At 43.9% G+C, this 19,229-nt stretch carries 17 protein-coding genes; 1 reads left to right on the top strand and 16 read right to left on the bottom strand.

The genetic code is table 11. The features are described 5' to 3' along the window. The 3 genes from hemC to hemA all read right to left on the bottom strand — a co-directional run. On the bottom strand, positions 1-395 hold a 395-nt coding region (gene hemC, locus ACH0QE_RS09540), incomplete at its 3' end, for a hydroxymethylbilane synthase (RefSeq protein WP_415800467.1). Between the two features lie 12 nt (positions 396-407). Beyond that, on the bottom strand, positions 408-1,241 hold the full coding sequence (locus ACH0QE_RS09535) for a cytochrome C assembly family protein (protein ID WP_415800466.1): 834 nt from the start codon (positions 1,239-1,241) through the stop codon (positions 408-410). A gap of 14 nt (positions 1,242-1,255) precedes the next feature. Beyond that, complete coding sequence (hemA, locus tag ACH0QE_RS09530) at positions 1,256-2,602, bottom strand: glutamyl-tRNA reductase (RefSeq protein WP_415800465.1); 1,347 nt, start codon at positions 2,600-2,602, stop codon at positions 1,256-1,258. A 258-nt stretch (positions 2,603-2,860) separates the two neighbouring features. On the opposite strand from hemA, the gene ACH0QE_RS09525 reads away from it, so the two are divergent. Further along, on the top strand, positions 2,861-3,346 hold the full coding sequence (locus ACH0QE_RS09525; protein ID WP_415800464.1) for a LiaI-LiaF-like domain-containing protein: 486 nt from the start codon (positions 2,861-2,863) through the stop codon (positions 3,344-3,346). 51 nt (positions 3,347-3,397) lie between these two features. Here ACH0QE_RS09525 and yihA read toward each other — a convergent pair whose 3' ends face one another. From yihA to ilvC, 13 genes are all read right to left on the bottom strand, one after another. Next, positions 3,398-3,982: a ribosome biogenesis GTP-binding protein YihA/YsxC gene (yihA, locus tag ACH0QE_RS09520; protein WP_415800463.1), complete on the bottom strand. Its 585-nt coding sequence runs from the start codon at positions 3,980-3,982 to the stop codon at positions 3,398-3,400. Next, a complete protein-coding gene (gene lon, locus ACH0QE_RS09515; RefSeq protein ID WP_415800462.1) occupies positions 3,979-6,306 on the bottom strand; it encodes an endopeptidase La in 2,328 nt (775 codons plus the stop codon). Before lon ends, yihA begins: the two co-directional genes overlap by 4 nt. 356 nt (positions 6,307-6,662) lie before the next feature. Next, entirely contained in the window at positions 6,663-8,330 is a 1,668-nt protein-coding gene (gene lonB, locus ACH0QE_RS09510; RefSeq protein WP_415800461.1) for an ATP-dependent protease LonB, read from the bottom strand. A gap of 40 nt (positions 8,331-8,370) precedes the next feature. Then, positions 8,371-8,568: a hypothetical protein gene (locus ACH0QE_RS09505; RefSeq protein WP_415800460.1), complete on the bottom strand. Its 198-nt coding sequence runs from the start codon at positions 8,566-8,568 to the stop codon at positions 8,371-8,373. 107 nt (positions 8,569-8,675) lie between these two features. Beyond that, positions 8,676-9,938, bottom strand: coding sequence for an ATP-dependent protease ATP-binding subunit ClpX (gene clpX / locus ACH0QE_RS09500; RefSeq protein WP_415800459.1), 1,263 nt, complete (start codon positions 9,936-9,938; stop codon positions 8,676-8,678). Between the two features lie 355 nt (positions 9,939-10,293). Then, the gene (locus ACH0QE_RS09495; protein ID WP_415800458.1) at positions 10,294-10,479 is read right to left on the bottom strand and encodes a hypothetical protein; all 186 of its coding nucleotides are present in this window, start codon (positions 10,477-10,479) and stop codon (positions 10,294-10,296) included. Between the two features lie 55 nt (positions 10,480-10,534). After that, a complete protein-coding gene (gene tig / locus ACH0QE_RS09490; protein WP_415800457.1) occupies positions 10,535-11,824 on the bottom strand; it encodes a trigger factor in 1,290 nt (429 codons plus the stop codon). 157 nt (positions 11,825-11,981) lie between these two features. After that, on the bottom strand, positions 11,982-13,004 hold the full coding sequence (locus tag ACH0QE_RS09485; protein ID WP_415800456.1) for a tetratricopeptide repeat protein: 1,023 nt from the start codon (positions 13,002-13,004) through the stop codon (positions 11,982-11,984). A 151-nt stretch (positions 13,005-13,155) separates the two neighbouring features. Further along, the gene (leuD, locus tag ACH0QE_RS09480; RefSeq protein WP_415800455.1) at positions 13,156-13,752 is read right to left on the bottom strand and encodes a 3-isopropylmalate dehydratase small subunit; all 597 of its coding nucleotides are present in this window, start codon (positions 13,750-13,752) and stop codon (positions 13,156-13,158) included. Between the two features lie 275 nt (positions 13,753-14,027). Beyond that, on the bottom strand, positions 14,028-15,437 hold the full coding sequence (gene leuC / locus ACH0QE_RS09475; RefSeq protein ID WP_415800454.1) for a 3-isopropylmalate dehydratase large subunit: 1,410 nt from the start codon (positions 15,435-15,437) through the stop codon (positions 14,028-14,030). Positions 15,438-15,531: 94 nt separating this feature from the next. Further along, entirely contained in the window at positions 15,532-16,644 is a 1,113-nt protein-coding gene (leuB, locus tag ACH0QE_RS09470; RefSeq protein ID WP_415800453.1) for a 3-isopropylmalate dehydrogenase, read from the bottom strand. A 33-nt stretch (positions 16,645-16,677) separates the two neighbouring features. Continuing rightward, on the bottom strand, positions 16,678-18,216 hold the full coding sequence (locus ACH0QE_RS09465) for a 2-isopropylmalate synthase (protein WP_415800452.1): 1,539 nt from the start codon (positions 18,214-18,216) through the stop codon (positions 16,678-16,680). Continuing rightward, entirely contained in the window at positions 18,203-19,225 is a 1,023-nt protein-coding gene (gene ilvC / locus ACH0QE_RS09460; RefSeq protein WP_415800451.1) for a ketol-acid reductoisomerase, read from the bottom strand. Before ilvC ends, ACH0QE_RS09465 begins: the two co-directional genes overlap by 14 nt. Between the last annotated feature and the right edge of the window lie 4 nt (positions 19,226-19,229).

Raw genomic sequence — 19,229 nt, 5'->3', positions numbered from 1 at the left:
GCGCTCCTGCGAAGGCTGCTTGTTCCAATTACTGAACCTGGTTTTAATTCTTTAAAAGGTACATGGTCGTTGGAAATCAGCACATCACGATGGTCTTCCCTCTCTGGAATTGCCCCGATGACAAGGCCATCCGGAAGTACTGCAGGCATATCCTTCATGCTATGGACAGCCATATCAATTTCTTTATCAAGCATAGCCTGTTCGATTTCTTTTACAAAAAGGCCTTTTCCTCCGACCTTTGATAAAGTCACATCAAGAATTTGGTCTCCCTTTGTAACGATTTCCTTCACTTCAAACTCAAAAGGAGCACCTAGTTTTTTCAGCTGCTCAATTACCCAATTTGTTTGTGTCAATGCTAGCTTACTCCGTCTGGAGCCAACGATAATTTTTCTCATGACAGCCTCCTATTATTGGTACCAAAAATGGAAAGATGATAATTTTCCGAAAAGGAAAAAGTTGATTAATACAATCAGGAATGATGCAACATTCCATAGGGCAAGCGATTTTCCATACATTTCTTTGCCGACCCTTAAATACAGGTAGATGCTATAGACAGCGAGTACGATGAATGATCCTATCAGCTTGGCATCATACCAGGCAAGGTCAGGCACCTTGATCCACGCCCACTGGAGCCCGAGGATCAGGCTGAGGATCAGCATCGGGACTCCTATGACATTCAATATGTATGACCAGTAATCCAGTTTCGTTAAATCCGTGATCCTCCATAACAGCTTACCCCACTTTTTTCGCTTTAAAAGGTCATATTGGATGAGATAAAGCAGCGAAAAGACCACTGAAATGGAAAATGCCCCATATGACAGGATTGCCATGGTGATATGGATGAGCAAAAGTTCCGATATAAGCTGTTCGGACATAACATTTGAATCATATTGCACCGGGGCGAATGTATGGATCGCCATGATGATGAAACCAAGGATATTTGTAAAAAAGACAATGAAATCTACTTTTAATAGCTTATTGATTGCCAGCGACAACGTAATCAGCACCCATGCATAAAAGTAAAGCCCTTCAAAGAGCGTCAGGACTGGGAAACGGCCTTTGTCAATCATGTAATATAACAGGAAAATCGTCTGGAATCCCCAAACAAATGCAAGTAACCAGAAAGCAACTTTGTTTGCCCTCCGGTTACTGTTAAGAAAATCGATAAAGTATAAGAGCACGCTGGCCGCATAAATCACAATGGTTATTTCATGGAGACGCGTAATATAAAGTTCACCCATGGGCAACACCTCTCCTACGGCTGAAAAGAAGCCTGAGGCGAAGGAACTTTTACCTGCTTGGTTTCAGCTGTTTTAATTCCTTCTTGTTCAGCGACGAGCTGTTCAATATTGAAAATCTTCACGAAAAGATCGAGTGCTTCCTCTGCATCAGGACTAGCCGCAAGCTCTTTCGCCTGCAGAATTGGGTCTTTCAGAAGCTGGTTGATGATGCTCTTTGTATGCTTGTTAAGGACTTTAATATCACGATCAGAAAGATGCGACAGTTTCCGTTCGATACTGTTCATCGTTTCTTGCTGGATCGATAGGGCTTTGACCCTCAAAGCAGAGATGACCGGAACAACACCAAGTGTATTCAGCCACTGTTTGAATTGGACAATCTCACTTTCAATCATGATCAGAATCTTCTCTGCTGCCTTTTGGCGTTCCTGCAGATTTGCTTCAACAATGCCCTCTAGATCATCGATATCATAAAGGAATACATTTTCAAGTGTCGCGATTTCAGGATCAAGGTCACGCGGAACAGCGATGTCAACCATGAATAACGGTTTTCCTTTTCGCTTTTGCTCGACCTTTGCCATCATATCCTTTGTGACCACAAAGTTCTTCGCACCTGTCGAACTGATGAGGATATCCGCATCCACCAGCGCAGTTTGAAGTTCATCCAGAGTTTTTGCCATGCCAGAGAAACGATTCGCCAAATCCTCGGCTTTCTGGTAAGTACGGTTGATGACCGTCACCTTTTTCGCACCATTTGCATGAAGGTTCTGGATCGCAAGCTCACCCATTTTCCCGGCACCAAGAATCAGCACATGCTTCTGGTCCAGAGTCCCGAAAATCTTCTTGGCTAGCTCAACAGCCGCATAACTTACAGAAACTGCGTTCGCCCCGATATCTGTTTCGGAATGTCCACGCTTGGCAATAGTGACTGCCTGCTTGAATAGCTGGTTGAAGACCGTTCCAGTTGTGTTCTTTTCAAGGCCAAGCATGAAGCTTGAACGCACTTGCCCAAGGATTTGAGTCTCGCCCAGCACCATGGAGTTCAAGCCGCAAGATACCTTGAATAAATGTTCAATTGCCCCATCTTGTTCATAGATGAACAGGAACGGCGTAAATTCTGCCTGAGGGATCCCGAACCATTCAGATAAAAACTCTTTGATATAATATCTGCCTGTGTGAAGCTGGTCCACGACAGCATATATTTCTGTACGGTTGCAAGTTGATACGATGACATTCTCAAGGATGCTCTTCTTTTCCTGAAGGGCACTCATCGCTTCACCAAGGTTTCCCTCGTTGAATGTCAATCTTTCGCGGATTTCAACAGGGGCAGTTTTATAGTTTAGACCGACAACGATAATATGCATTATTAATTGACACCCCCACATAGAAATTGCATAATTGGCTAAGGCAATTATACACGACGTTTTTTACCTTTTAATGTTGTAAATGTGAACAACTGTTGAAAAAATATATATATAATAGCATTGGTTAAATTGAACTATTTCGTCTGTCTGTTTGTTATACTTTTATACTATATCAAAAGCAAATAAACATACTCCCTAATGTACCTTATCAAAGTTTGTCCTTTAATTCAAGTGAGCCTTTCTGGAAGTGGTGAAAGAATGAAAAATCAGAGAATTATACCAGGAATGATATTAATCGGATTTGGAATCTATTTTTATCTTCAGCAGGAAAATGTTTCGTTGTTCAATGAATTTTATACGTGGCCGACACTATTAATCATTGTCGGAGCCGCCTTTTTGGTCCAGGGGTACTGGGGAAAGGATTATGATGCCATCTTCCCAGGTGTGATCCTCGTTGGCTTCGGTGTACACTTTCATGTGGTCAATAAATTCGACCTCTGGCCAGATCACCTGGGTGCTTTCATTTTAATCATTGCTCTCGGGTTCTTGCTCCGCTATCAGAAAACAGGCAATGGCTTGTTTCACGGAGTCCTCTTTCTCATTTTAGCAGGATTGCTTCTGTTTTATGACAGAATCACCGGATGGCTTGGTTTATTGGAAAATGGAGTCGCGACAGCATGGAGATTTTGGCCGGCAGCATTGATACTTATCGGTGTTTACCTGTTATTCATAAAAAAGAAATAATTAAACCCGCACCGTTATAATCCACGGTGCGGGTTTCTTAATTACAAACGATTATTTCATGAAACTTCCTAATACTGACCAGGCTTTGTCTTTACCTTCCCCTGTTTCTGATGAGAAAAGAATGATCGTGTCGTCCGGGTCTAAATCAAGGGTTTCTTTTGTAATCTTCAAATGCTTTTGCCACTTTGACTTTGGAATTTTATCCGCTTTAGTCGCGATAATGATGACCGGAATCTCGTAATGCTTTAGGAAATCATACATCATCACATCGTCTTTGGAAGGCGGATGCCTCAGGTCAACGATCAGCAGCATCGCCTTCAATTGTTCGCGTGAGGTAATATAAGTTTCAATCATCTTGCCCCAGGCTTCACGTTCGGATTTTGATACTTTAGCGTAACCGTAACCCGGAACATCTACAAAATGAAGCATTTCATTGATCAGGTAAAAATTCAATGTCTGAGTCTTTCCTGGCTTGGAGGATGTCCTCGCAAGGCTTTTACGGTTCAGCATTTTATTGATAAAAGAAGATTTACCAACATTCGATCGGCCTGCAAGGGCGAATTCCGGAAGATTACTTTCCGGATATTGGCTAGGCCTTACGGCACTGATCACGATTTCTGCACTATTTACTTTCATTGAGAATCACCGCTGGCGAGAGCGTGCTTCAATACTTCATCTAAATGAGAAACTAACACAAATTCAAGCTCCTTACGTACACTTTCTGGAATATCATCAATATCTTTTTCATTATCTTTTGGACAAATAACCTTGGTTAGACCTGCTCTGTGGGCGCTCAACGATTTTTCCTTGAGACCGCCAATTGGCAACACGCGTCCTCTAAGCGTTATTTCCCCTGTCATTCCCACTTCCCTGCGGATCGGCTTGCCTGACAAAGCAGATACAAGCGCAGTAGCAATCGTAATACCCGCTGAAGGACCATCTTTTGGAACAGCACCCTCAGGAACATGGATATGGATATCATTCTTTTCATGGAAGTCCGGATCAATGTCCAGATCCTTCGCTTTTGAACGCACATAGCTGAAGGCAGCCTGGGCAGATTCCTTCATGACATCCCCTAGCTTACCAGTAAGGACGAGTTTGCCTTTTCCTGGAGACAGGGAAACTTCAATTTGAAGGGTATCGCCACCGACTGTTGTATAAGCGAGGCCAGTGGCAACGCCTATCTGGTCTTCCAACTCAGCCTGCCCATACCTGAACTTAGTCTTTCCGAGGAAGTCCTCGACGTTCTTCTCGCTAACAATCACACGTTTTTTCTCTCCAGAAACAACGATTTTCGCTGTTTTCCTGCAGATGGATGCGAGCTGCCTCTCAAGGGAGCGCACACCAGATTCCCGAGTATAATAACGAATTACCTTCGTAATCGCGTCATCCTTCATCTGAAGCTGCGATTTTGATAGACCGTGGTCCTTGATTTGTCTTGGAAGGAGATGGTCCTTGGCAATATGCAGCTTTTCCTGCTCTGTGTAGCCCGCAATATTAATGATCTCCATCCTGTCGAGCAATGGTCCTGGAACAGTCGAAAGATTATTGGCTGTAGCGATGAACATTACTTTTGAAAGGTCATATGGCTCTTCAATGTAATGATCGCTGAAATTATGGTTTTGTTCGGGATCGAGCACCTCTAGCATCGCGGAAGACGGATCACCGCGGAAATCATTGGACATCTTATCGATTTCATCAAGAAGGAAAACAGGGTTAATCGTTCCAGCCTTTTTCATCCCCTGGATGACCCTGCCCGGCATAGCACCGACATAGGTCCTTCTGTGGCCGCGAATTTCTGACTCATCACGGACTCCGCCCAATGAAACCCTTACAAAATTCCGGTTCAGGGATTTGGCAATTGACCTTGCAAGACTCGTTTTACCGACTCCCGGGGGTCCAGCCAGACAAAGGATCGGCCCCTTCAATGAGTTCGTCAGCTTCTGGACTGCCAGATACTCAAGAACCCTTTCCTTTACCTTTTCCAATCCATAATGGTCCTTATCAAGGATTTTTTCCGCCTTGCTGATATCAAGGTCATCTTCAGTCGCCTTTGACCATGGCAAAGCAACAAGCCATTCAATATAATTCCGGATTACGGCGCTTTCTGCAGAAGTAGTCGGAACCTTCTCGTAACGGTCAAGTTCCTTCAAAGCAGTTTCCTTCACATTTTCAGGCATTCCAGCAAGCTGAATTTTTTCGGTAAGCTCAGCAATTTCTCCTGTCTTTCCTTCCTTTTCACCAAGCTCCTTCTGGATGGCCTTCATCTGTTCACGCAAATAATATTCCTTTTGCGTACGTTCCATGGAACGCTTTACACGCTGACCGATCTTTTTCTCTAGGCCCAGCACTTCTTTTTCATTGTGGATGATTTCGATGACACGATTCATCCGGTCCTTGATGTCAATCGTCTCGAGAATTTCCTGCTTCTCTTTAAGCTTTAGCGGCAGATGGGAGGCGATGATATCAGCCATCCTACCCGGTTCTTCAATATCAGAAACAGATGCATACGTTTCCGCAGAGATCTTCTTGGACATTTTTATGTATTGTTCGAAATACTCAAGCATTGTCCTCATTAATGCTTCATCTTCGACATCCTTCGATTCATCATCTTCGAAGGTTCTTACTTTGCAGGAATAATGGTCATTCTCATCAAAAAGTTCGATGATTTCAGCTCTGGACAATCCTTCAACCAACACGCGGATCGTTCCGTTCGGGAGCTTCAGCATTTGTTTGACGCGAGTCAATGTACCCATCTGGTACAAATCCTCCTCGCCTGGTTCATCTATGGATATATCCTTTTGGGTTGTGAGATAGATTAAATGGTCATCCACCATTGCCTTCTCCAATGCCTGTACCGATTTTTCTCGTCCTACATCCAAATGCAGAACCATCGTCGGGTACACAAGCAAACCGCGCAGCGGCAGGAGTGGGACAGTGTGCTCATTCTTATTCGCCATGACATTGCACCTCCAACATGCATTGTATCAAACCATAAGTATAATAATACTTTGTTGTTCAATTCTATCGTATTTATTTTCAAGTGTCTAATAACAAGAGCAGTTAGCACCGTTTTGCCTCATTGATTAGTATCCTGATATTCATGTGAAAATATGTCCACATCTGAAGTTACTTTCAAGAGCAAACGGCAGCTTTTTTTTCTGAAGATAGCAACCTACAGCATGCTAACCTTCATTACACCCTCTTTCCTTTTTCAGGGAAAAATAAACCCGTTTTTACTGTTTGGTTAACTTTAGACGAAACAGCAACAAAACAGCGTAAAAAAAGAACGCCGGCAAGCGTTCTTTTTATCACTCTAGCTCGTTTCTTTTGCCGTTAAGTCACTGGCAGCTTTGATGATTTGCTCCCTTGGATGATCTTTCTCAAGTGCAATTTCAAACACTTCATTCAGGTGTGTGACAGGAATGATTTCTATATCTGTGATTTCATTAAGGATGGTCTGGAGATTTTCCTGCGGAATGATTACCTTCTTGGCACCTGCTTTTTTCGCTGCCTTCACTTTTGGATAGACACCGCCAATTGGTTTTACATTCCCATGGATGCTAATTTCTCCGGTCATTGCAACTGTATGGTCCATTGGGATTTTATAGATTGCTGAATAAATCCCCGTCGCCATTGCGATCCCGGCAGATGGACCATCGATTGGGGTACCGCCAGGGAAATTTACATGGATGTCGAATTCATCAGCTGGAACACCCATCGATCTCAGAACGGTGATGACATTTTCAATCGAACCTCTCGCCATGCTCTTTCTGCGGATTGATTTTCCTTGTCCCCCGATGCTCTCTTCATCGACGATGCCAGTGATATTGATTGAGCCCTTTTCCTTCGCTTTAATAACAGTAACTTCGATTTCAAGAAGCGCACCGGTATTTGGTCCATACACAGCCAGTCCATTGACAAGGCCGACCGTTGACTTTTCATTGATTCTTCTTTCCATCCTTGGTGTCAGCTGGCTCGAATGAACGACCCATTCAATTTCCTCTTCCTTAATGTAAGTTCTTTCGTCGGTAATGGCCAGTCCAGCAGCAATTTGGACCATATTTACGGCTTCTCGGCCATTTCGTGCATAATTTGATAAGATTTCAATCGCTTTTTCACTCATAGTCAGTTGTACTTTATCAGCTGCATTCCTTGCTACCTCTGAAATTTCCTCCTGGGTCAACTCGCGGAAAAATACTTCCATGCATCTCGATCTGATTGCTGGAGGGATTTCGCTAGGAGTTCTCGTCGTCGCGCCTACAAGGCGGAAGTCTGCCGGGAGCCCATTTTTGAAGATGTCGTGGATATGGCTAGGGATTTGCGTGTTTTCCTCATTATAATACGCACTCTCTAAAAACACTTTCCTGTCTTCCAGTACTTTTAAAAGCTTGTTCATCTGGATTGGGTGAAGTTCACCAATTTCATCAATGAATAAAACTCCTCCATGGGCATTGGTCACAGCACCTTGTTTCGGCTGAGGAATGCCAGCCTGTCCCATTGCACCTGCCCCTTGATAAATTGGATCATGAACAGAACCAATTAACGGGTCAGCAATTCCTCTCTCATCAAACCTGGCCGTTGTAGCATCCAGCTCAACAAATACTGAAGATTTTTTGAAGGGAGATTTTTGGTTTTGCTTTGCTTCTTCTAACACGAGCCTGGCCGCGGCGGTTTTTCCTACTCCCGGTGGCCCATAAATGATGACATGCTGCGGATTAGGGCCACATAACGCTGCTTTAAGTGCCTTGATTCCATCTTCTTGTCCGACAATGTCCTTGAAGCTGGATGGCCTGACTTTTTCGGCAAGCGGTTCACTCAGGGAGACCGATCTCATCTTTCTTAACTGTTCCATTTCCTTTCGGGATTCCCGATCTATTGATACTTTTTGCGTCCGCTGATTCCTAAGTAAATTCCAGAAATACAGCCCAATGATGATTCCGAAAAACAGCTGTATAAACAAGGCGATTCCGGTCCAACTCAATGTACATTCCCTCCCGTAAGTTGATACTATTGGCTTTAACCTAGTATCCCCCTGAGAGTGTTGGAATAAACAATATTTTCAAGTGAATTTTTCCACCTATACTGACCCTAGTCTGAGTGGAAATTATTAAATTCTGCCAACATGACCTCAGGTTTTCTGTGGTTCTGACAGCTTTTCCTTTTCCACCACCAAACCTGTCCGAAGTTGACCTTAATTTTGACAGCTTTTCCTCTTCCATCACCAAACCTGTCCGAAGTTGCCTCTGGCTCTACTGGAATTTTTAATTTCAGAGAGGGGTTTATAAACGAAAAAAATCCCGGTGAATGTTCACCGGGACTTTGTATGTTATGCTGAATTTCTTTCGTCTTTAAGGACTGTTCCGTCCTCTAATACTAACTTTGGAGGCATGTTATTTTCGACTGTTTCCTTTGTGATGACACATTTAACAATATCTTCTCGGGATGGAAGGTCGAACATGACGTCCAGCATGATGCCTTCGATGATTGAACGAAGTCCGCGGGCACCTGTCTTGCGTTCAATTGCCTTTTTGGCAATTTCTATTAGTGCATCGTCTTCGAATTCAAGCTCGACATCATCTAGGTTTAGCATTTTTTGATACTGTTTTACAAGAGCGTTCTTCGGTTTTGTCAGGATTTCGACTAGCGCTTCTTCATCAAGCGGAGTCAGGCTGGCAATTACCGGAAGACGGCCGATGAATTCAGGGATTAACCCGAATTTAAGCAAATCTTCTGGAAGGACTTTTGACAACAATTCCTTCTTGTCTAAGTCTTCCTCTTTCTTTTCAGAGCCAAAGCCGATTACTTTCTGGCCGAGGCGACGCTTAATAATTTGTTCGATACCGTCGAATGCTCCGCCGCAAATGAACAGGATATTCGTCGTATCGATCTGGATGAATTCTTGATGCGGATGCTTTCGTCCACCTTGTGGCGGTACGCTTGCAACTGTTCCTTCAAGAATTTTCAGGAGCGCCTGCTGCACACCTTCACCGGAAACATCTCTAGTAATAGAAGGGTTTTCGGATTTTCTGGCAATCTTATCGATTTCATCGATATAAATGATACCTTTTTCAGCCTTTTCTACATCGTAATCAGCTGATTGGATCAATTTTAGAAGGATGTTTTCAACGTCTTCACCAACATAACCTGCTTCTGTCAGTGATGTTGCATCAGCGATTGCGAACGGTACATTGAGAATACGCGCCAATGTTTGAGCAAGCAATGTTTTACCGCTTCCTGTTGGCCCGATCATCGCAATATTACTTTTTGATAATTCAACATCATCAATCTTGCTGTTTGAGTTGATACGCTTATAGTGATTGTAAACGGCTACAGATAGGTTCTTCTTAGCCTGGTCCTGACCAATTACATATTCATTAAGAATATCACGGATTTCCAGTGGTTTTGGAACATCCTTAAACTCAACTTCTTCTTCAGTGCCAAGTTCTTCTTCAACGATTTCTGTACATAATTCAATACACTCGTCACAGATATAGACGCCTGGCCCTGCTACTAATTTGCGGACTTGATCCTGCGTCTTGCCGCAGAAAGAACATTTAAGCTGTCCTTTTTCATCATTAAATTTGAACAATGCCTTCACCCCTTGAGAACTTCTAAACATATATAAAGCTGCGATTCATAAGCAAACGATAAGTTAAGTAACAGTTTTTTCTGCTGCTTTCGAGCAGGTATGTATTGCATTGTATCATATTTTGCCAGGGGACAGGAAATAATAACCCTCGGCCATTTTAGTTTCGCGCTTATGAATCGAAAAAAAATATGTACTAAATCATCTTAACCATAAATTCAGCCATTAAATCGGCTTAATGTAAATTGCTAAAAAATTATGTATGTATAATGGTGTTAATTGTAGAAAACAAGGCACGATTTACTCGCGCCTTGTTTCTATCTTATAAACTAAGTATAAAATTCACTTTGAGAAATGTCTAGCTGCGGCTCCTAACTCCTCGAGACGCTTGTCTAGTGTCGCCTCCTAGAAACTCCGAAACTTCAACTCCGCCGGCAGAAGCAAAAAGCGCTTCTTTGTCGGAGTCTCCAGTTTCTGCGTTTCTGGGCAGTCGGCTATACTTTTCGATTTCGATCCTGCCAATGAAGTCAAAAAACGACTTCACTGTCAGGCCCTCCAGCGCTTGTCGGAGTTAAGCAGTCGCCTCCGCTTTTCTCATATTATGCAACAGTCTTACTGTTTTCTACAAGGAAATCAACTGCTTTTTTCAATTGAAGGTCGCCTTTGATTCCATCCAGGCTTCCGCCTAGTGCTGCCTGGATTTGATCTGCAGTCATATTGTACATTTCAGACATTTTTTGAAGCTCTGCATTTACTTCTTCATCTGTAACTTCGATGTTTTCAGCTTTTGCGATTGCTTCAAGAGTCAGGTTCACACGAACGCGTGTAGCAGCTTCTTCTTTCATTTGTTCGCGAAGAGCAGCTTCATCCTGTCCAGAGAACTGGTAGTACAGGTCAAGGTTCATACCCTGCATTTGAAGGCGCTGTTCGAATTCGTTAACCATACGGTCGATTTCAGTATCGATCATTGATTCAGGAACATCGATTTCAGCGTTAGCTGCTGCTTTTTCTACAACAGTGTCACGTTCGAAGTGTTCTTTCTGGTGCGCTTTGTCATGAGCAAGACGATCTTTGATCTTTGTCTTAAGCTCTTCTAAAGTTTCAACTTCTTCATCAGCATCTTTCGCGAACTCATCATCTAGAGCTGGAAGTTCTTTTCCTTTGATTTCGTGAACTTTCACTTTGAAAGTTGCAGGCTTACCAGCAAGTTCAGCTGCATGGTACTCTTCTGGGAAAGAAACCTCTACATCTTTTTCTTCGCCAGTAGCTGTTCCAACTAGCTGTTCTTCAAAACCAGGAATGAATGAACCTGATCCAAGTTCAAGTGCGTAGTTTTCAGCTTTGCCGCCTTCGAAAGCTTCGCCATCAACGAATCCTTCGAAATCGATGACAACACTGTCACCATTTTCAGCAGTGCCTTCTTCTTTAACAACAAGCTCAGCCTGCTTTTCCTGCATTGTTTTCAATTCGTTTTCTACTTCTTCATCTGTTACGTTTGTGTCGAATGCTTCTACTTCAAGTCCTTTGTACTCGCCAAGCTTCACTTCAGGCTTAACTGTTACAGTTGCCTTGATGATTAAGCTCTTGCCCTTTTCGATTTGTTCTACATCGATTTCAGGGCGGTCAACTGGCTCGATTCCAGTTTCATCGATTGCATTTGCATATGCTTCTGGAAGAAGGATATCAATTGCATCCTGGTATAAAGACTCTACGCCGAAACGCTTTTCGAACATTTGGCGTGGCATTTTCCCTTTACGGAATCCAGGTACGTTAATTTGCTTAACAACTTTCTGGAATGCAGCGTCAAGACCTTTATTGACCTTTTCTGCATCTACTTCAATTGTTAGAACCGTTTGGTTCCCTTCTCTTTTTTCTACCTTTGCAGACATATAGTTCCCTCCAACAATAATCTATTGTCATTTTCATTCGACGATGAATACCCTTGTTTACCAAGCAATATTCCAGATTAAATGTAAAATAGAATGATTTTTACATAATACAACCACTACATTATAACACAGGATTATTTCGTTTCAACAGCTTGGACTATATTATCGGGTAAGAAATTTCTTCTAGCTTCCGGATAAAGTCCAGAACCTGTTCTGTCTCCTCAACTTCGCTGTGGTATATACCAGCAAATGATTCTAGTGGATCTTCAAATCCATAATACTCATTGGCAACGAAATGGCAGGCAGCAGCCCATGCCGCGGCTTGCCCGGCTGGCAGTTTGAATGGATAAACCAAAAAGAAATACCGCTCGACCAGTCTTTGTACATTTTCAAATAAAACAGGATCATCATTTTCAATTTCACGGCTTAATAATTGAATCACACCACTGTTCTCAATATAATCCTTCAGTTCCGGTAAACTTGCTGGATTGAAGTCTTCTGTCCAGGCGAATTTGTGTACATGTAATTCTTCAGCATATTCTTGTTCTTTCAATATATTAAGCAGCATTGTTTTTAAGAAAGGATGGCCAGCTTCCGATTCGACATACTCCCTTATTTTTATAATATAGGGTCTTATGTTTACCTTAGCGAGGCCCGCAGCAACCATCACCTGATCATTGGGGTTCTTATATTCAAAAAGATTAAGCTCATCCTCTTCAGGTTCCTCTTCAAAACTCTCGATGGGCTCCTCTTCTGTTTCGCCATCAAGCATCCGCCTGCCAAATTCGAGCATGGTGATGAAATGCTCATGCCTGTCTGCCGGAATTTCCCGTTCTTCCAGAAGAGCCTCGATCGTCGTGACGACTTCGTTGTATTCATTTAACTGGACAAGAATCATTAAATACATGTCAATCACTTGTATATAATCACCCAGCCCGCTCCGCAGCATCTCTGCCACGAGATCCTTCGCCTGATGGGTATTGCCTGCTTCATAATTAGCAAGAACAAGACCAACGTATACATCACTATTCTCAGGGTCATGTTCCAATGCCTGCTCCAGAAATTGAATCGCATCCCTGTACTTTTGCTGTTTCAAATAATCCAGGCCCTTTTCCAACAGACGCTTTTCCAGACCGGGAAACAGGATCACTTTATCCTTTTTTGATTCCCGTTTATTCATAAACATACCGCCTTACTTTTAATAGTTAAACTCTATTGATTTCCGCTTTATGCTTCATGAGTTCAGCTTTTTTAGAAAGTTTAGCACGAATCCCTGAAAAAACAAAAAGATTCACAAGCATGGCCTGTGAATCAATCGTAATTTTTTCAAATTAGATTACTTTTTCAATATGCTTTTCTTCAAATTCTTTGATAGTTTCTTCGAGCTGAAGGGTTAATTCGATCTCATCCCAGCCATTTAGGAGCATATTATACCAATATGGGGTGATATCAAATTTGGCTTCAAATTCCTGGTTGTCATAAACTCTCTTCTGTTCCAGTGAAACGGTCAGTTCATATGCCTGCCCGCTTGCCTTTTTAAGTAAATAGGAAACATCTTTTTCTGAAAGTACAACCGGAAGGATTCCGTTCTTCAAGCAATTCTGTTTAAATATATCAGCAAAAGAAGGGGCGACAATCACCTTGAATCCATAATCCAGCAAAGCCCATGGCGCATGCTCCCTGGATGAACCACAGCCGAAATTTTCATTCGCTATTAAAATACTTGCCCCCGCGTTATCCGGGTGGTTGAGCTCAAAGTCGTCGTTCAGCTCTCCGTTTGGCTTATAGCGCCAGTCGTAAAACAAGTACTGCCCAAAACCTGTTTTTTCGATTCTTTTCAGGAATTGCTTTGGAATGATCTGATCTGTGTCAACATTTGTCCGGTCCATCGCTGCGACTTTTCCCTTCATTTCTGTAAAACTAGACATTTCAGGCTCCTTTCCTCGAAAAACATATTTTTGTAGACTAAAATCAGCAAAATGGTAGTTATATAAATTTCCAAAAGCAAACTCTGCAAATAGGTAGTGAAATGACCCGAAATATAGCGGTTTCGGGTCATTTTTGCAGCTATAATTCTTGCCGGAAAATTATTCTCTTATTCAACGAGGATATTTGCACGTTAAATTTAATAATTGCAACCATTAATTGCACCATCAAAACGATTAATTGCACCTTATTCCTATATTTAGAAAAAATCATTAAACTAAACGGTAACGCCTGCCAATGCCCTAACATCTACAAAACGTCCATAAAGTGCGGCAGCAGCAGCCATGGCAGGACTGACTAGATGGGTACGCGCTCCGGCTCCCTGCCTGCCCTCAAAGTTGCGGTTTGAAGTGGAAGCACAATGTTCCCCGGCCGGCACAATGTCTGCATTCATACTCAGGCACATACTGCACCCGGATTCCCTCCATTCAAATCCTGCTTCTAAAAACACCTGGGCAATGCCTTCTGCTTCCGCCGCCTTCTTGACCTGCTGAGAACCAGGCACGACAATTGCTTGAACTCCAGAAGCGACTTTTTTTCCTTTGATAACCTCGGAGGCTGCCCTGAGATCCTCGATTCTTGAATTCGTGCAGGAGCCAATGAAGACCTTGGTTACATGAATATCTGCAATTGGCTGGCCTTCCTCCAGCCCCATATATGACAACGCTCTTTCCAGTGACTTCTTTTCTGTATCAGTATCACATTCATTTAGGTAAGGCACTCTGTCCGTGACAGGAGCAGTCATTGATGGGTTCGTGCCCCAGCTGACCATCGGCGCAATGCCATTCCCATCTACTTTAATTACGTGGTCATACACTGCATCTTCATCAGAAGAGAGCTGCTGCCATTCCAGTATTTTATCGAGGAAAGCGTCTCCTTGCGCAACATATTTCCTTCCATTCAGGTAGGCAAAGGTTTTGTCATCAGGAGCAACGATTGATGCCTTCGCCCCGCCTTCAATTGACATATTGCAAATTGTCATCCTTTCCTCCATCGACATCTTCCTGATGGCTTCGCCGCAAAATTCAATGACATAACCAGTACCGAAATTGACTCCGTATTTACTGATAATGAACAAAATGAAATCCTTTGCGCTCACACCTGGTGCCAGAGAGCCAGATACTTCAACTTTCAGGGTTTTTGGTTTTGTCTGCCAGAGTGTTTGAGTTGCAAGGACATGCTCTACCTCACTCGTACCGATCCCGAATGCCAGGGCTCCGAAGGCACCGTGAGTCGAAGTGTGGCTGTCTCCGCACACAATGGTCTTCCCTGGCTGTGTCAAGCCCAGTTCAGGTCCGATGACATGGACAATACCCTGTTCAGGACTGTCAAGGTCAGCCAGTGGAATCCCGAATTCTAGGCAATTATCCCTTAAAGTATCCATCTGGTTTTTCGCAACAGGATCGTTAATTTCACTCCGGTTGACGGTAGGGACATTGTGGTCCATCGTCGCAAATGTCAAATCCGGTCTCCGTACAGAGCGCTTTTTCATCCTAAGTCCGGAAAAAGCCTGCGGCGAGGTTACCTCATGGACAAGATGAAGATCGATATACACAAGGTCAGGTTTCCCTTCTTCCTGATGTACAACATGCTTCTCCCAAATTTTTTCGATGATCGTTTTCCCCAATGATACCCTCCCCTTTTTCTAAAACACTTCTTTCTCGCCTAGCTGGCTTAGTGTTTGTTTTTACAGATTTTCAAACTGGCCGATAGTTCCGGCACTATGCGTAAGCACTCATGATATTCAGGATCGCCTCATTGTCGAGTAAAGCCGCTTTGATTTCTTCAACCATTCCTTCAGTTGTTAAGAATGGAGTTCCAAATAAGGCAATGTCGCGGGTTCTGCTGCCGGCGTCCAGCACCTGCTCTACCGCATTCTCGATTGCCTCTGCTTCGTCTTCAAGACCAAATGACAGTCGAAGCATCATCGCAGCTGACAGGATCATCGCGATCGGATTAGCCGCGTTCATACCAGCAATATCTGGCGCAGAACCATGAATCGGCTCATACAGATATGGCCCTGCAACCGAAACGCTTGCTGACGGCAGCATGCCAAGCGAGCCGGTCAGCACGGATGCTTCATCGCTCAAAATATCACCAAACATATTCTCTGTGACCAGCACATCGAACTGGCGCGGATTCTTAATTAGCTGCATAGCCGCATTATCGACCAGCATATGGTCAAGTTGAACATGAGGATAGTCCCTCGCCACCTCTTCCGCTGTTTCTCGCCACATTCGACTCGATTCCAGAACATTTGCTTTATCCACAGAAGTGACCTTGCCTTTTCTCATGGCAGCCAGCTCAAATGCATATCGGATGACTCTCTCAATCTCATTTTTCTGGTAAAACAATGTATCTACTACAGATGCTTCGCCTTTCTGGACACTTCTTTCACTCGGTTTCCCAAAATAGAGACCGCCGGTCAATTCCCTGACCACTACCATGTCGACTCCTTCAACGACTTCCTTGCGAAGTGGTGAGATCCCGGAAATACTCGAGTAGTATTGAACCGGACGGACATTCGCATATAACCCTAGCTCTTTTCGGATTTTCAACAGTCCTTTTTCAGGGCGAACATGACCAGGCATCCGATCCCATTTAGGGCCGCCCACAGCGCCTAACAGCACAGCATCATTGGCCTTGCAGAGATTAAGTGTGTGCTCCGGGAGCGGGGTTCCAAATTCATCGATTGCTGCTCCGCCGATTTCTCCATAAGTAAAATGGAACTTATGGTTAAAAAGCTCAGCAACTGCCTGGAGGATGGTAACCGCCCCCCTGCTTACTTCTTTGCCTACGCCATCTCCTGGCAGGATTGCGATCCTTTTTTCCATTACATTCGCCTCCGATTTCTTCATCGTATTTGTTTAACCGTTGACTGCGATCTTTTTCGTTTCTTCCATATATAGAACTCTGTTGACTGCATTTAAGTAGGCTTTTGCAGAAGCCTCAAGGACATCCTGTGCAAGGCCTCTTCCACTCGTCTCGACACCGCCAAAGTCAAGCTTTACATATACCTGGGCCAGGGCATCCCTGCCGGCTCCAACAGATTGAATCCTGTAATCTAGCAAGCTAGCTTTTTCTTCCATGCAATTTTCAAGCGTATTATATAAAGCTTCAATACTTCCAGATCCAGTGGACGCTTCTTGAATTTTTTCATTTTGGCAACCGAACAGGGTAACAGTCGCAGTTGGAACCTGGTTGGTCCCATACTGGACCTGAATGGAATCGAGACGATAATATTGCTGTTCTTTTGACAGCTTCTCTTCCAGGATGATGGCAACGAGATCATCATCCGTCATTTCCTTTTTCCTGTCTGCAAGTTCCTTGAAAACGGAGAATAACTTATTGATATCCTGCTCAGGAACCGTAAGCCCGATCTCATTCAACCTGTTGCGGAAGGCGTGGCGTCCGGAGTGCTTTCCGAGAACCATCGAGTTATTCTGTAATCCAACAAGTTCCGGCGAAATGATTTCATAAGTTGTTTTCTCCTTCAAAACTCCATCCTGGTGGATTCCGGATTCATGGGCAAATGCATTCCTTCCAACCACAGCTTTATTAGCAGGTACCGTCATACCGGTCAACTTGCTGACAAGGCTGCTCGTTCTGCTAATCTCCTTAAGGTTCAATCCCGTTTCCGCCTGGTAAAAATCTTTGCGGATATGAAGTGCAACAGCAAATTCCTCCAGCGCCGCGTTTCCTGCCCTCTCACCTATCCCATTGATCGTTCCTTCAACCTGTGTGGCTCCTGCAGATACAGCTGCAAGTGAGTTGGCGATGGACATCCCAAGGTCATCATGACAATGTGCCGAAAGTTGGACTTTACTAATAGAAGGAACATGCTCTCTTAAGTAAGTAAAAATTTGGCCATATTCTTGAGGAGAAATATAACCTACAGTGTCAGGAATATTGATGACCTTTGCACCGGCTTTAATAACCTCTTCTACAATTTCAGCAAGAAAATCAAGCTCGGTCCGGCAAGCATCCTCAGCAGACCATTGAATGACTGGAAACTTGGCTGCCGCATACTTCACGGTTCTTACCGCCGTTTCGATAACCTCAGCTTTTGTCTGCTTCAGCTTGTGGACCCTGTGGATCGGCGAAGTGGCGATGAACAGGTGGAGTCTGGGCTCTGCCCCGTGTCTCAATGCCTCCCATGCCGCGTCTATATCTGTTAAAACCGATCTTGCCAGCCCTGTAACCGAACACCCTTTAATCTGGCGTGCGATTTCGGCTACAGAAGCAAAGTCCCCTTTAGATGCGGCCGGGAACCCCGCTTCAATAATGTCGACATTCAGCCTCTCTAATTGCCTGGCAATCTCCAGCTTTTCGGAGAAATTAAGATTGACCCCGGCTGACTGCTCCCCATCCCTCAAAGTCGTATCAAATATGTTAATTCTTCGCACTGGCAGCCACTTCTCTCTGCTTTTGTTTGTTGACAAACGGCATCATCTTTCTCAGTTCTCTGCCCACCTCTTCAATCTGGTGGGTGTTTTCTTTTTCATTGATGCTATTAAAGACCGGTCTGTTGTTTTCATTTTCCGCGATCCAGCCTTTGGCGAAAGTACCTTCCTGGATGTCGGTCAAAACTCTTTTCATTTCCTCTTTAACCTGCTCATTTACCACTCTAGGTCCGCTGACAAAATCACCCCATTGTGCAGTGTCAGAAATCGAATAGCGCATTCCTTCTAGTCCGCCTTCATACATCAAATCTACGATTAGTTTCAGTTCATGCATTGTTTCGAAATAAGCCAATTCCGGCTGGTAACCAGCCTCGACGAGTGTTTCAAAGCCTGCTTTCACGAGCGAGGTCAGCCCGCCGCATAATACAGCCTGTTCTCCGAATAAATCCGTTTCAGTTTCTTCTTTAAAAGTTGTTTCAAGTGCTCCCGCTCTCAATGCACCGATTGCTTTCGCGTATGCCAGCGCAAGTTCCCTTGCCGTTCCTGACACATCCTGATGGATTGCAAACAGTGCTGGTACTCCTGCTCCTTCTTCATAAGTCCTTCTGACCAAATGGCCCGGCCCCTTAGGTGCGACCAGCAAGACATCACAGCTTTCTGGCGGGACAATCTGGTTAAAATGAACGTTAAAGCCGTGGGCGAACATGAGCGCCTGGCCAGTCAGCTGTGGTTCAATTTCATTTTTGTACACAGCGGTCTGTCTCTCATCAGGCAAAAGAATCATGACTACGTCTGATGTCGCTACAGCTTCCGCGACTGTTTTAACCTCAAAGCCATCCTGTTCCGCTTTCTCCCATGATTTCCCATGCCTTAATCCAATGACAACCTCAACTCCACTGTCACGAAGATTCTGCGCATGAGCATGACCCTGTGATCCGTAACCTACTACTGCTACTCTTTTCCCGTTAAAATAAGCTTCATTTGCATCACCGTTATAGTACATTTTCGCCATATTC

The sequence above is a fragment of the Mesobacillus sp. genome (assembly GCF_047739415.1).
Taxonomy (GTDB): domain Bacteria; phylum Bacillota; class Bacilli; order Bacillales; family Cytobacillaceae; genus Mesobacillus.
Note: the sequence above shows the minus strand (reverse complement) of the source record. Positions and strands in the feature narration are given on the sequence as shown.